This window comes from Clavibacter capsici (genome assembly GCF_001280205.1).
GTDB classification, from domain to species: Bacteria; Actinomycetota; Actinomycetes; order Actinomycetales; family Microbacteriaceae; genus Clavibacter; species Clavibacter capsici.
In genome coordinates, this window is sequence record NZ_CP012573.1 from 434386 (window position 1) to 447665 (window position 13280).

18 protein-coding genes are annotated in these 13280 nt (G+C 73.9%); 11 read left to right on the forward strand and 7 right to left on the reverse strand.

Annotation, left to right across the window (positions count from 1 at the left end; genetic code table 11):
- The first annotated feature begins 21 nt into the window (after positions 1–21).
- Positions 22–462, forward strand: coding sequence for a tRNA adenosine(34) deaminase TadA (gene tadA, locus AES38_RS02180; protein WP_174775905.1), 441 nt, complete (start codon positions 22–24; stop codon positions 460–462).
- A gap of 22 nt (positions 463–484) precedes the next feature.
- Here tadA and AES38_RS02185 read toward each other — a convergent pair whose 3' ends face one another.
- The gene (locus AES38_RS02185) at positions 485–1402 is read right to left on the reverse strand and encodes a cation diffusion facilitator family transporter (protein ID WP_053773587.1); all 918 of its coding nucleotides are present in this window, start codon (positions 1400–1402) and stop codon (positions 485–487) included.
- A 133-nt stretch (positions 1403–1535) separates the two neighbouring features.
- On the opposite strand from AES38_RS02185, the gene proC reads away from it, so the two are divergent.
- Positions 1536–2411: a pyrroline-5-carboxylate reductase gene (gene proC / locus AES38_RS02190; protein ID WP_053773588.1), complete on the forward strand. Its 876-nt coding sequence runs from the start codon at positions 1536–1538 to the stop codon at positions 2409–2411.
- 28 nt (positions 2412–2439) lie between these two features.
- On the opposite strand, the gene AES38_RS02195 is transcribed toward proC, so the two are convergent.
- Complete coding sequence (locus AES38_RS02195; RefSeq protein ID WP_043671599.1) at positions 2440–3108, reverse strand: potassium channel family protein; 669 nt, start codon at positions 3106–3108, stop codon at positions 2440–2442.
- Between the two features lie 53 nt (positions 3109–3161).
- Complete coding sequence (locus AES38_RS02200) at positions 3162–4586, reverse strand: TrkH family potassium uptake protein (RefSeq protein WP_053773589.1); 1425 nt, start codon at positions 4584–4586, stop codon at positions 3162–3164.
- 77 nt (positions 4587–4663) lie between these two features.
- Between AES38_RS02200 and AES38_RS02205 the strand changes: the two genes are divergently transcribed.
- The 3 genes from AES38_RS02205 (at position 4664) to AES38_RS15385 (ending at position 5739) form a co-directional block, all read left to right on the forward strand.
- A complete protein-coding gene (locus tag AES38_RS02205) occupies positions 4664–5206 on the forward strand; it encodes an ArsR/SmtB family transcription factor (protein WP_053773590.1) in 543 nt (180 codons plus the stop codon).
- Between the two features lie 122 nt (positions 5207–5328).
- Complete coding sequence (locus AES38_RS02210; RefSeq protein WP_053773591.1) at positions 5329–5568, forward strand: helix-turn-helix domain-containing protein; 240 nt, start codon at positions 5329–5331, stop codon at positions 5566–5568.
- Positions 5569–5640: 72 nt separating this feature from the next.
- Positions 5641–5739 (forward strand): 30S ribosomal protein bS22, encoded by a 99-nt coding sequence (locus AES38_RS15385; protein ID WP_003792170.1) that lies wholly within the window; start codon positions 5641–5643, stop codon positions 5737–5739.
- A 98-nt stretch (positions 5740–5837) separates the two neighbouring features.
- On the opposite strand, the gene AES38_RS02215 is transcribed toward AES38_RS15385, so the two are convergent.
- Positions 5838–6590: an HAD family hydrolase gene (locus AES38_RS02215; protein ID WP_053773592.1), complete on the reverse strand. Its 753-nt coding sequence runs from the start codon at positions 6588–6590 to the stop codon at positions 5838–5840.
- 77 nt (positions 6591–6667) lie between these two features.
- On the opposite strand from AES38_RS02215, the gene AES38_RS02220 reads away from it, so the two are divergent.
- The 6 genes from AES38_RS02220 to AES38_RS02245 all read left to right on the forward strand — a co-directional run bounded on the left by AES38_RS02220 (position 6668) and on the right by AES38_RS02245 (position 11812).
- Entirely contained in the window at positions 6668–6931 is a 264-nt protein-coding gene (locus AES38_RS02220) for a glutaredoxin family protein (RefSeq protein ID WP_053773593.1), read from the forward strand.
- Between the two features lie 32 nt (positions 6932–6963).
- Entirely contained in the window at positions 6964–7266 is a 303-nt protein-coding gene (locus AES38_RS02225) for a Dabb family protein (RefSeq protein WP_053773594.1), read from the forward strand.
- 19 nt (positions 7267–7285) lie between these two features.
- A complete protein-coding gene (locus tag AES38_RS02230) occupies positions 7286–8359 on the forward strand; it encodes a LacI family DNA-binding transcriptional regulator (protein ID WP_072174600.1) in 1074 nt (357 codons plus the stop codon).
- Positions 8360–8475: 116 nt separating this feature from the next.
- Entirely contained in the window at positions 8476–9786 is a 1311-nt protein-coding gene (locus AES38_RS02235) for an MFS transporter (RefSeq protein WP_053773595.1), read from the forward strand.
- Positions 9787–9803: 17 nt separating this feature from the next.
- Complete coding sequence (locus AES38_RS02240) at positions 9804–10601, forward strand: alpha/beta hydrolase family protein (RefSeq protein ID WP_053775622.1); 798 nt, start codon at positions 9804–9806, stop codon at positions 10599–10601.
- On the forward strand, positions 10598–11812 hold the full coding sequence (locus AES38_RS02245) for a GDSL-type esterase/lipase family protein (RefSeq protein ID WP_053773596.1): 1215 nt from the start codon (positions 10598–10600) through the stop codon (positions 11810–11812). Before AES38_RS02240 ends, AES38_RS02245 begins: the two co-directional genes overlap by 4 nt.
- Positions 11813–11860: 48 nt before the next feature.
- Here AES38_RS02245 and AES38_RS02250 read toward each other — a convergent pair whose 3' ends face one another.
- The 3 genes from AES38_RS02250 to AES38_RS02260 all read right to left on the reverse strand — a co-directional run bounded on the left by AES38_RS02250 (position 11861) and on the right by AES38_RS02260 (position 13125).
- Positions 11861–12433: a DUF6518 family protein gene (locus AES38_RS02250; RefSeq protein WP_053775623.1), complete on the reverse strand. Its 573-nt coding sequence runs from the start codon at positions 12431–12433 to the stop codon at positions 11861–11863.
- A gap of 79 nt (positions 12434–12512) precedes the next feature.
- Positions 12513–12728 carry a hypothetical protein gene (locus tag AES38_RS02255; protein ID WP_053773597.1) on the reverse strand — a complete coding sequence of 72 codons (216 nt, stop codon included), beginning with the start codon at positions 12726–12728 and terminating at the stop codon, positions 12513–12515.
- A gap of 64 nt (positions 12729–12792) precedes the next feature.
- A complete protein-coding gene (locus AES38_RS02260; protein WP_053773598.1) occupies positions 12793–13125 on the reverse strand; it encodes a DUF7882 family protein in 333 nt (110 codons plus the stop codon).
- Between the last annotated feature and the right edge of the window lie 155 nt (positions 13126–13280).

Sequence of the window (13280 nt, forward strand, 5' to 3'; positions counted from 1 at the left end):
CCCGACGACCACGGACGCTGGATGGCCGTCGCGCTCGCCGAGGCCCGGGCCTGCGCGACCACGGGCGACGTGCCCGTGGGGGCGGTCGTGGTGGATGCATCCGGCGCCGTCATCGGGCGCGGACGCAACCTCCGCGAGGCGCGGCAGGATCCGACCGCGCACGCCGAGGTCGAGGCGCTCCGCGAGGCCGCCGCGACGACCGGCGACCGGCACCTCGTGGGCACGACGCTCGTCGTCACGCTCGAGCCGTGCGTGATGTGCGCGGGCGCGATCCTCGCGGCGCGGGTGCCGCGCGTCGTGTTCGGCGCGTGGGACGAGAAGGCGGGCGCGGCCGGATCCCTCTACGACGTGCTGCGCGACCGCCGGCTGCCGCATCGCGCGGAGGTGTTCGCGGGCGTCCGGGCGGACGAGTGCGCGGCGGTGCTGGACGCGTTCTTCGCCGAGCGGCGCGCGGCCCGCTGATCCGGCGCGCGGCCGGTCGGCGTCAGCGCGTCGCGACCCGCACGTCGGGCTCGAGGTAGATGACGCGGGCGACCGGCACGGCCTCGCGCACGCGGCGCTCGATCGCGTCGATGCCGGCGGCCACGTCGCCGAGCGAGCTGGTCGCGGGCATCGCGATCTTCGCGGCGACGAGCAGCTCGTCCGGGCCGAGGTACAGCGTCTTCATGTGGATGATCGACTCGGCCTCGTGGCCCGCGGTGATGGCGGTGCGGATGGCCGCGAGGTCCGGCTTCGAGGCGCCCTCGCCGACGAGGAGGCTGCTCATCTCGACCCCGAGGATCACGGCGACCGCCACCAGCAGCACGCCGATGAGCAGGGTGCCGATGCCGTCGTAGATGCCGTTCCCCGTGAGGATCGACGCCACGACGCCGAGGAGCGCCAGCACGAGGCCGGAGAGCGCGGCGGTGTCCTCGAGGAGGAGGACGGGCAGCTCGGGGCTCTTCGCGCGGCGCACGAACTGGACCCACGTCTGCTTCCCGCGCAGGGGGTTCGACTCCGTGATGGCCGTGCGGAGCGAGTACGACTCAAGGGCGATCGCGATGAGGAGCACGACGATCGGCAGCCAGGGCACGTCGAGCGGCTCCGGGTGCTCGATCTTGTGGATCCCCTCGTACAGCGAGTACACGCCGCCGACCGAGAACAGGATGATCGACACGATGAAGGCGTAGACGTAGCGGACGCGCCCGTAGCCGAAGGGGTGCTCGTCGTCCGCGACCCGCTTCGCGCGCTTGCCGCCGATGAGCAGCAGGATCTGGTTGCCGGAGTCCGCGAGCGAGTGCACGCCCTCCGCGAGCATCGACGAGGATCCGGAGAAGAACGCCGCGACGAACTTCGTGATCGCGATGCCGACGTTGGCGGTGAGCGCGGCGAGGATCGCCTTGCTGCCGTGGGATTCGCTCAAGGCGGGACCTCCTCGACCGGCGGGGACGGCTCGGGCCGCCCGGGCGCGCATGCCCCGGTCGCCTCAGCCTAGCCACGCGGGCGGGCGTGCCGACGGGCCGGATCCGGCGACACCCGGTCCCTAGGATCGGGGCATGCCCGACGCCTCCCGCCCCGCCCCGTCCGCCCCCGCCGACGTCGTCCGCCTCCCGTCGCTCGCGATGCTCGGCACCGGATCCATGAACGGCGCCATCCTCGGCGGGCTGCTGCAGCCGGGCGTCGAGGTCGACGGCGACGTGCGGGTCACCACGCGCTCGGCCGCGAGCGCCGCCGCGCTCGCCGAGCGGGACGGCGTCTCGGCGTCGAGCGTCGAGGAGGACGCCGACGCGAACCGGCGCGCGGTGCGCGGGGCGCGCGTCGTCGTCGTGGGCGTGAAGCCGCACATGGTGCCCGACCTGCTCCGCGAGATCGCCGACGACCTGGACCCCGGCGCGCTCGTGATCAGCGTCGCCGCCGGCGTGACGATCGCGACCTTCGAGGAGCTGCTGCCCGAGCACGTCGCCGTCGTGCGCTCGATGCCGAACACGCCGTCGCTCGTCGGCCGCGGGGTCGCGGGGCTCGCGGCCGGCACGCGCTCGACGCCGGAGGACCTCGCGCTCGCGCGCTCCGTCTTCGCCACCGTCGGCGACGTCGTGGAGGTGCCGGAGGGCCGCATCGACGCGCTCAGCACGATCTCCGGATCCGGCCCCGCCTACGTCTTCCTGCTCATCGAGGAGCTGACGCGCACGGCCGAGGCCAAGGGCTTCAGCCCGGACGAGGCGCGCGTGCTCGTGCAGGGGACCTTCCGCGGCGCGGTGGAGCTGCTCGCGGCGTCCGACGACGAGCCCGCGGAGCTGCGGCGCCGGGTCACGAGCCCCAAGGGCACGACCGAGCGGGCCGTCGAGGTGCTGCAGGCGGCGGACCTGTCGGGCCTCTTCGACCGCGCCACCGACGCCGCGCTCGCCCGGGCCCGGGAGCTCGCGGCCGGCTGAGCGCAGCCCGGCCGCGGATCACGCCGGCTCAGGACAGCGAGGCGAACCGCTCGATGTCGGCCGACGTGCCCGACACGATGATGAGGTCGTGGTTCGAGACGACGGTCTCGGCGGTCGCGTAGGTGAACGGCTTGCCGGGGGTCTTCACGCCGACCACCGTGATCCGGTAGCGGCGCCGCACCGACGACTCCGCGAGCGCCATGCCCCGGATGGGCTTCGGCGGGTACATCTTGGCCAGCACGAAGTCGTCGTCGAACTCGATGAAGTCGAGCATCCGGCCCGACACGAGGTGCGCGACGCGCTCGCCCGCCTCCGCCTCCGGGTAGATGACGTGGTTCGCGCCGATGCGCTCCAGGATCTTGCCGTGCGACTGGCTGATGGCCTTGGCCCAGATCTGCGGGATCTTGAGGTCGACCAGGTTCGCCGTGATGAGCACGCTGGCCTCGATGGACGACCCGACCGCGACGACCGCGATCGAGAAGTCCTTCGCGCCCAGCTGCTGCAGCGCCTCGATGTTGCGGGCGTCGGCCTGGACGGCGTGCGTGACCCGGTCGGACCACTTCTGCACGAGCCCCTCGCTCGCGTCGATCGCGAGCACCTCGCGGTCGAGCCGCGCGAGCTGCCCGGCGGTCGCCGCGCCGAAGCGGCCCAGCCCGATCACGAGCACGGGGGCGTTGTGGGGGATGCGTTCGCCCATGAGGGGCCTCTCTGGTCGGGTCTCGCGGTGGTCGGGTCGTGCGCGTCGTCGGCTCAGCCGACGATCGGCCGCTCCTCGGAGCGCTGGAAGAGCTGCCGGCGCGTGCTCGCGGCGAGGGCCGCCGCGAGGGTCACGGTGCCGACGCGCCCCAGGAACATGGTGGCCGCGAGCACGTACTTCGCGGGATCCGTGGCCTCGGCCGTGAAGCCCGTGCTGAGGCCCGAGGTGGCGAACGCGCTGATGGCGTCGAAGAGCACGTAGTCGAGGCGCTCGCCGGAGATCTGGAGGAGCACGATGCTGCTGAGCGCCACGGTCGTCGCGCCCCACAGCACGATGCTCACCGCGAGGCGGAGCACGTCGCTCGGGATGCGGCGCTCGAACACCTCCATCGACTCGCTGCCGCGCGCCTCGGCGAACGCCGCGAGGAACAGGATGGCGAGGGTGGTGACCTTGATGCCGCCGGCCGTCGAGGCGGATCCGCCGCCGATGAACATGAGCATGTCGGTGACCAGCAGGCTGGCGTTGCCGAAGTCCGCCATGTCGAGCGTCGAGAAGCCGCCGGAGCGCGTCATGACCGAGAGGAACAGCGCCTGGAAGCCGTGCTGCACGGGGTCCATGAGCGCGAACGTCTTCCTGTTGTCCCACTCCAGCACGACGTACGCGAGGGTGCCCAGCACGATGAGGATGAGCGACGTCCAGAGCGTGAGCTTCACGTGCACGGAGAAGCGCCGCGGCTTCCGCCACCCCCGGTACACGGCGTAGATGACCGGGAAGCCGATGCTGCCGAGGAAGACGCCGACCATGAGCAGGCTGAGGAACCAGTAGTCCTGGTGGTAGAGCTCGAACCCGGCCTCGCTGAAGACGAAGCCCGTGTTCGTGAATGCCATGAGCGAGTAGTAGAACGCGTCGAGGGCGGCCTGTCCGACCGGGATGCCCTCGAGCAGGATCCGCGGGAACAGCAGCGCCGCGATCGACAGCTCGATGACGAGGGCGCTGATGGCGACCGTGAGCAGCAGCGTGCCGATCTCGCCGAGCTTCACGGCCTGGCCCTCGGCGACGGGCCCGTGGTGGATCCGCAGCGGGTTGCTGTCGCTCGCCGCCATGAGCCGGGCCTTGAGGCCGAGGCGGCGCGAGACGATGAGCCCCATGATCGACGCGAGCGTGAGCACGCCGATGCCGCCGATCTGCACGCCGAGCGCGATGAAGGCGTGGCCGAGCGGCGTCCAGTACGTCGCCATGTCGACGGTCGCGAGGCCCGTGACGCAGATGGCGGACACGGCAGTGAAGAGCGCGTCGGCGAAGGGGGCGTGGTCGCCGGTCGACGTCATGCCGGGGAGCATGAGGATCGTCGTGAGCGTCAGGACGAGCGCCGCGAAGATGAGGATCGCGAAGCGCGCGGGGGTGGAGTGCGCGAAGTAGTCGAGGAAGTCGCGGATGCGGCCCAGCAGGGGACGGCCCTTCTCCGGCTTGACGCGCATGGTCCCCTGTCCGATCCGTGGCCTGTCGGCCCGGATCGTCATGGTACTGCGAGCGCGCGACGGAATAGCCTTCGGGGATGGCTGACATCTTCGACGTCGTGTCGGATCCCACCCGACGCGACCTCCTCCGCGTGCTGCTCGACCGACGCGCGGTGCGCGAGGCCCCCACGGGGGAGATCAGCGTCTCCGAGCTCGTGCAGACCCTCGGGATCAGCCAGCCGACCGTCTCCAAGCACCTGCGCGTCCTGCGGGACATCGGCCTCGTCTCCGTGCGCGAGGAGGGCCAGCACCGGTACTACCGGCTCGAGCCCGCGCCGCTCGCGCAGCTCGACGACTGGGTGGCGCCGTTCGTGTCCGTCGACCGCGACGACGAGGACGACGACCGCGCGGATCCCGACACCGGCCTGCTCGGCGGCGGCCTCTCCGCGGATCCCGACGGGGACGACGAGCACGACCCCGCCGGCTACCCGTTCGCCGCGTCGCTCGGCCGGATCTGGGCGGACACCCGGTACCAGGCGGCGGCCGCGGTGCACGACGCGACGCGCGTCGCGGGCAGCGCGGGCCAGGCGTCGCTCGGCCGTCTGCGCGGACGGAAGCAGGGGAACTCGCGGGACGCGTGATGCAGGATGTGACACGATGGACAGGCGTCCATCCGGGCCCCTAGAATCGCGCACCAGCGCCCGCATCGCGGGGGCTCGAAGGTCCGTGAGCCGGTCACGCAGAACGAGGAGTCGATCCGCCCATGTCGCGTGACCTGTCCGACGTCCGATTCCTCACGGTGGCCGAGGTGGCCGAGATGATGCGCGTCTCCAAGATGACCGTCTACCGCCTCGTGCACTCGGGCGACCTCCCCGCCATCCGCTTCGGCCGCTCGTTCCGCGTGCCCGAGTCGGCCGTGCTCGCGGCCATCGACCCGTCTAACGCGCTGCCCGGCCAGCCGGGTGAGGCGACGCGTCACACCGGCATGTCGGATGTCGGCTAGACTCCTCTGAGGCTATTTTCCGCGGGTCACCAGAGCCCGCGTGTTCCGTCCGGCAACAGATGAGGTGCCCCTATGGGTTCAGTGATCAAGAAGCGTCGCAAGCGCATGGCGAAGAAGAAGCACCGCAAGCTGCTTCGCAAGACGCGCCACCAGCGTCGCAACAAGAAGTAGCGCGCACGCGTCCACGAGGGCGCCGAACGTGACGAGAGGACGCCGACCCGGTGACGGGGCGGCGTCCTCTTCCTCTTCCCCCGGCGGCGCGGTGCCGCTCAGCGTCCGGTCGCGCCGCCCGCCTGCTGGGCCTCACGACGCACACGACGGCGGGCGTCGCGGATGCTCGCGCGCCGCAGCCGCATCGACGGCCAGCCGGACTCGCGCGCGTGCGCGGCCAGGCCCTGGTCCGGGTTCACCACCACGGGATGGCCGACGAGGGTCAGCAGCGGGATGTCGTGGCGCGAGTCGGAGTACGCCCAGCACGCGGCCGGATCCGCTCCCGTGCGGGCCAGGAGCCCCCGCGCGGCCGCCGCCTTGTGCGTGCCGTGCAGGAACTCGCCCTCGAGCCGGCCCGTGTACGCGCCGTCGCGCACCTCGAGCGCGCTGCCGAGCGCGCCCGTGAGGCCGAGGCGCCGCGCGATGACGTCGGCGAGGAACGAGGGCGACGCCGTCACGAGCCACACCTGGTGGCCCTGGGCGAGGTGCTCCTGCGCGAGGCCGAGCGTCTCCGGCCAGACCATGGGCGCCGTGTGCCGCTCGTAGATGTCGTCCGCGAGGCGCGCCATGTCGGCCACCGTGACGCCGGTGACGACCTCGAGGCCGCGGGCGCGGGCGGACGCCAGGTGCCGGTCGTTCTCGCCGCGGGCCTTGAAGCGCGCGTGCTTCCAGCCGGCGCCGACGATGTCGCGCACGGTGAGGAGGCCGGCCGCGCGGAGCCCGCGCACGAGGTGGAAGACGCTGGCGCCGTGGATCAGGGTGTTGTCGACGTCGAAGAACGCGAGGACCGGTGCTGCCGCCTGCTCGACCATGATCGGCTCAGCGTAGGCGACGCTCCTGCGCCGCCGTGCGGGGCGGGACGCCGGGGGCGTTCGCCTACGCTGGGCGGATGAGCGCAACGGTCCTCACCCTCGTCGGCAAGCCCGGCTGCCACCTCTGCGACGACGCGCGCGAGGTCGTGACCGGGGTGCTCGGGAGCCTGGACGCGGATCGCGCCGCCCGGGTGACGCTGGAGGAGAGGAGCATCCTCGACGACCGGGAGCTCGCCGACCGCTTCGCCGAGGAGATCCCGGTGCTGCTCATCGACGGGCGCGTGCACAACTACTGGCGCATCGACGCCGACCGGCTGCGCGCGGCGCTCGACGCGCGCTGACCCGGGCGGGCGACCGCGGATAGGGTCGTCGCATGACCCTCCGCCACGTCGTCTCCTGGAAGCTCGCCGACCGCGATCCCGCCGCCATCGACCGGGACGCCGCCCGCGTCCGGGAGGCGCTCGAGACGCTGCCCGACCTGGTGCCCGGCATCCGCTCCTTCCAGGTCGGACGCGACGTCGTCGGATCCGCCCGCAGCCACGACGTCGTGCTCATCGCCGACTTCGACGACCGCGCCGGCCTCGAGGCCTACGACGTGCACCCCGAGCACCAGCGCGTCGCCGCGCTCGTGCGCAGCCTCGTGGCGTCGGCCGCGTCGGTCGACTTCGAGGTCTGACGTCGCCGACGACGCGCGCGTGACGGACGGGACGGACGCCGCGCGCGCCTCCCGACGGCGCGTGACCCTGGCGCAGGTGGCCGAGCGGGCCGGGGTGTCGCGGTCCGCGGTGTCCTTCGCGCTCACGGGCCGCACCGACCAGCGCCTCTCGGCCGAGACGATCGAGCGGATCCAGCGGGCCGCCGACGAGCTCGGCTACCGCCCGAACATGACCGCCCGGACCCTGCGCACGGGCCGCTCCGGCACGGTCGCGCTCGTCTCCGACTTCGTCAGCAGCACGTCGCACGCCAACTCGATGGTGCGCGGGGCCCTCGATGCGCTGCGGGAGCGCGACACGATCCTCTTCACCGTCGACACGCAGGGCGACGCCCGGCAGGAGGAGCAGCTCCTCGAGAGCCTCCTCGGCCGCACCATCGACGGCGTGCTCTACGCGTCGATGTTCACGCGGGTCGTGCGGACGCCGGCGCTGCTCGACCAGGTGCCGCACGTGCTGCTGAACTGCGTGCCCGAGACGGGGACCGCGCACGCCGTCGTGCCCGACGAGGACGCGGCCGGGCACGACGCCGCGCGGGCGCTCCTCGACCTCGGGCACCGCGACCGGATCTGGTTCGTCGGGAGCCTGCCCGACGGCGTCACGGGCGGGCCGGCGTGGCGCGGCTGGGCGCCCCTGGCGCTCGAGGAGCGGCTCGCGGGGGTGCGGCGCGCGCTCGCCGAGGCGGGGGCGGAGCTCGCGGGCGTGCAGGAGGTGGCCCGCGACTGGGAAACCGCGGACGGGCGCGAGGCCGTGGAGCGGCTGATCGCATCCGGCGCCCGGCCGACCGCGCTCGTCTGCGCGAACGACGCCGTGGCGTCCGGCGCCTACCAGGCGCTGCACCGCGCGGGGCTGCGCGTGCCGGAGGGCGTGTCGGTCGTCGCGTTCGACGGCAGCGCGATCAGCCGGGCGCTGGATCCGCCGCTCGCCTCCGTCGCCCTGCCCCAGCTCGAGCTCGGCCGGCTCGCGGTGGAGCTGCTCGTCGACCGCCGCGCCGAGCCCGCGGTGCACCGCGTCCCGATGGCGCTGGTGCCGGGCGGATCGCTCGGACCGGCGCGCTGAGCCGCCGGTCCCCATGCGTGCTGTCGCGCGGAGCTAGATCGTTGTAGCATCTCCTCCGCGAGCCCCCGCACGACCGTCCGGGCGCCGATCGCACGACGCATACGAAGGGGTATGACATGACGACGACTGCGGCCCGCAGGGGCCCGAACGCCTGGTGGGTGGGATTCGTGTGCGGGATGGCGACCTTCGTGGACGCCGCCGCGACGACGGGCGTGGGCATCGCGCTCGTGCTCTTCCTCGCGCCGCCCACCGGAGGACCCGGCCTCACGGGCGACGAGGTCGGCTACCTCACGGCCGTGCTGACGGCGGGCGTCGCGGCCGGCTCCCTCCTCGGAGGGTGGGCGGGCGACCGGTTCGGCCGGCGCCGCGTCTTCCTCGTCACGATGACGCTCATCGTGATCGGGTCCGTCACCCCGTTCCTCGGGGTCTCGTTCGCGGCGCTGCTCCCCGGCATCGCGCTCATCGGCGTCGGCGTGGGCGCCGACCTGCCCGTCGCCCTCGCGACCATCTCGGAGGCGGCGACCGACCGGAACCGCGGCAAGATCCTCGTGTTCTCGAACCTGCTGGGCGGCTTCGGCATCCTGCTGGCCGTGGTCATCGGGATCGCCTTCGGGCAGGCGGGCCCCACGGGCGGCCACGTGATGTTCGGCGCGTTCGGCGGAGTCGGGCTCCTCGTGCTGCTGCTGCGCATGACCGTCCCCGAGTCGGCGTCCTGGCTGGTCGCGCGGAGCGAGCGGGCGGACGGCGCGCGCACGGTGCGGGCGCAGCGGGGGCGGATCCGCGACCTCGGCCGCCCGGCCTACCGCCGCCCCTTCGTCACGCTGCTCGTCTACTACACGCTCGCGTCGCTCGCGATCAGCGTCGCGGGGAGCTTCGGCACCTACGTCGCCGTGAGCGTCGCCGGCGTGCCCGTGGACCAGTACCAGTCGTGGACGATCCTCGCGATGCCCGCCGCCGTGCTCGGCGCGCTGTGGTTCATGTCGGTGGCGGACACGCGCTTCCGCATGCCGTACTTCGTCGTCGGATCCGTGGCCGTGGTGGTCTCGAACCTCATCCCCGTCGTCCTCGGCTTCAGCCTGACGACGCTCGTCGTGTCGGTCGTGCTCTCCACCTTCGCGGGCGCGTTCTGCTTCGAGACGATCATGAAGGTCTGGACGCAGGAGTCGTTCCCGACGCTGCTGCGCTCGACCGCGCAGGGCACCGTGTACGGGGTGGCGCGCTTCGCGACCGCCGGGTTGAACGCCGTGACCCCCGCGCTCCTCGCGCTGAACCCGCAGGGCGTCTACGTGGGCGTCTCGGTGGTCGCGGCGGCCGGCTTCCTCGTGGGGTGGATCGGGTTCCGCCGCGTGCGCGGGACGGCCTTCGACGTCGAGGGCGACACCGTGCCCGCGACCGCGTCGGTGCGCACCGTCGAGGCCGCCGCGTGAGCGGCGGGGCGGGGACCATGCGGATCCGGCCGTTCGAGGCGCGCGTGCGCGGGCTGGCGCTCCGGGGGTCGCAGCACCTGGCGGACGCGGCCGGACCGCGGCCGACCGCGGTGCTGATGCACGGCTTCGGCGGGTCGCGCGTGGAGACGACGGGCGTCTTCGTGGCGCTCGCGCGGCGCCTGGCGGCCGCGGGGATCGGCGTGGTCGCCTACGACCGCGCGGGCCACGGCGAGAGCGACGGCGAGTTCCTCGACACCACCGTGACGGGCGACGTGGCCGACGCGCGGCGTGTGCTGGAGGCCGTCCGGCACCTGCCGGAGGTGGATCCGGGCGACGTGCACCTCGTGGGCATGAGCCTCGGCGCGGTGGTGGCGTCGGTGGTCGCGGCCGAGGAGGGCGCGGTGGGGACGGGGATCCGGTCGCTGACGATGTGGTCGACCGCGGCCGTGTTCGTCGACGACATCCGGTCGGGCACCATCCAGGGGCGCTCGCTCGCCTCCCTCGACGCCGACGGCTGGTTCGACTTCGCCGGGATGCGCATGGGCCCGGCCATGCGGGACGACGCGCTCGCGTTCGACCCGTACGCGCGCGCGGCCGGCCACCGGGGACCCGCGCTCCTCCTGCACGGCACGGAGGACTTCGTGCCCGTCGGCTACGCGCGGCGGTACCTCGCCCCCGAGGTGCTCGGCGACCGGGCCGAGCTCGTGGTGGTGGAGGGCGCCGACCACGGCTGGGCCCAGCTGCCGCAGCGCGACGAGGTGATCGACCGGACCGTCGGGTTCGTGCGGGCCCACGCGGCGGGTGGGGCGGCGTGAGCGCGGGCGGTGCTGCGGCCGGGGGCTCGGTCGTCGAGCTGGACGGCGGATCGGTGCGCGTGCACGGGCACCTCGAGCTGATGCGGGTGCCGGGCGGCGTCCGGCCGATCCGGCTGCCCGCGGCGGCGTGGCGCGACTTCCCGCCCGCCGGCGAGCTGCTGCGGGCGCAGGTGTCGACGGCGGCGGGGGTGCGGATCCGGTTCGCGACCGAGGCGGACGAGGTGCGGCTCCGGGTGCGCTGCACGCGGATCCTGTTCGACGAGGTCCCGGGGCCGCGCAACTCGTTCGTCGCGGAGGTCGACGGCGTGGACCTGCCGCCGGTCGCGTCGCCGGTCGATGTGACGCGGCGCATCTCGCCGTCGGGGGACGCGGCCGCGGAGACCGACGCGGCCACCGGCGGCGCGTCCGTGGTCGTGCTCGGCGGCCTCGGCCGGGGCCCCACGACGGTGACGGTCTGGCTGCCGCAGGGGATGCTCGTCGACCTCCTCGGCATCGAGGCGGACGCGCCCGTGCGGGCCGCTGACCCGCTCGGGCTGCCGCGCTGGATCCACCACGGCAGCTCCATCAGCCACTGCGTGGAGGCGCCGGACCCGACGGGCGCCTGGCCGGTGGTCGCGGCGCGGCGCACGCACCTCGACCTCGTGAACCTCGGCTTCGGCGGGCAGTGCATGCTCGACCCGTTCGTCGCCGACGCCATCGCCCGCGAGCCGGCCGACGTGATCTCGCTGAGCGTCGGCATCAACATCGTGGGCGCCCGGTCGATGGACCAGCGCACCTTCGTGCCCGCGCTGCACGGCTTCCTCGACCGGGTGCGGCGCGGGCATCCGGACACGCCGCTCGTGCTGGCCTCGTCGATCGTCTGGCCGGGCAGCGAGCACGTGCCCGGCCCGCCCGGCGTGGAGGTCCGTGACGACGGATCCGTGCGCTGCTTCGCCGCGGGCGACCTGGCCGACGTGCCGCGCGGGGCGCTCACGCTCGCGGAGTCGCGGGTGCACGTCGCGCACGTCGCGCGGGTGCGGGCGGACGCGGGCGAGCGGATCGCCCACGTCGACGGGCTCGCGCTGCTCGGACCGGATGACGTCGCACGGCACCCGCTGCCGGACGGCCTGCACCCGGACACGGAGCTCTACGCGGAGATGGCCGGCCGGTGGGTCGACCGGGTGTTCGCGGAGGGCGGGCTCGTGCCGCGGTCCGCGCTCGGCGGGCGCTGACGGGGAGCCGCCGCTCGTGGTGGTCCGCGTGTCCGACGCGGGACGCGCCTAGCCGCGCGCGGCGACGGTCGTCCGCCGTCCGCGCATCGCCGCCGCCGCGACGAACGCGACCCCGAGGACGATCTCGAGGGTCCAGTAGACCGGGCTGGTCGTGTCCGCGACGACGGTGAGGCCGTAGACGCCCTCGGCGACCAGCACGAGGCTGAGCGTCGCGGCGCCCGCGATCGTCCACCGGCGCGACGCGTGCCGCACGAGCGCCGCGGCCAGGCCGATGACGGGGCCGGCGACGAGGCCGATCGGGATCCACATGGAGGAGAGCGGCTCCGCGAAGAAGTGCCCGCGCCACAGGCTGACGACGCCGTACGCCTCCACCATCGCGACGAAGGAGAGGGCGCCGAGCACGGCGCCCGGCAGCGGGCGCGCCCCGGAGAGCCACACGCCGAGGAAGGCGAGCATGCTCCAGCCGCCCGAGGAGTTCGCGAACGAGGCCACGCTGTCGGGCAGGACGCCCTGCGCCGGGCTGGTGAGGCCGCCGAGGAGGAGGCTGAAGGCGAGCACGACCGCGGTCGCGCGGAGGAGGCCGAGGGCGGTGCGGGCGGGGGCGGCGTCGGGTCGCGTCATGCCCTCACCCTCGCAGCGGGAGTCGCGCCGGTCGTCGGCCGGGCGGGTGATCCGCGTACGCACCCGGATGCAGGTCGCGTCAGCCGCGCGGGCGGGCCTCGTCGAGGATCCGCGCGGCCACGTCGGCGGGCACCGTGTAGGTGACGGTCGCGGTCACGCGCGCGACGCTGTCCGCGGAGACGCTCGTGCTCGCGAAGTCGACGGAGACGTCGCGCACCTCCCGGGCGATGACCGTGGCGGCCTCGGCCGCGGCGAGGATCGCGTCGTCGTCGTAGGGGAGGTTCGTGAGTGCCATGGGCGTCCTTGGGGTGCGGGTGCGGGTGCGGGTGCGGGTGCGGGGGTCGAGGGGAGGCGCGTCGTCAGTCGGCGCGCGGCTCGGCGTGCGCCGTCGTCCCGGGCGGCGGCTCCGGCACCAGGTGCAGGCCGGCGCCGGTGTTCGCGCTGTCCATGAGCAGGTCCACCCAGGCGGGGTTGATCGCGGGGGAGCGGCTGCCCGAGAAGCGGAAGTGCAGCGGCAGCTCGGGCGCGACCCACACGGTGCTCCGGCCGTCGCCCTCGGAGGCCGGGTACTTCCACGAGAACGCGAAGCTCTCCCGGCGGCGGAGCTTGTTGAGCATCACGATCTGCAGGTGCGCGAGGGCGCGGTCGTCGATGGTGGTGCGGGTGGTGCTGTCGAAGATCAGCTGGCCCATGCCGGCCCTCCTCCGTGTCCCGTCCTGGTGCCCGTCGAGGGCGGGGATCCGGGGGATCCCGCGGCTTCCACGGCTCGGCGACCCGCGGGTGAGGGCATCGAGTGGTGGTCCAGATATTACGGCAACGGCGGAAATGCTCGGCGCGCGGCGAGCGA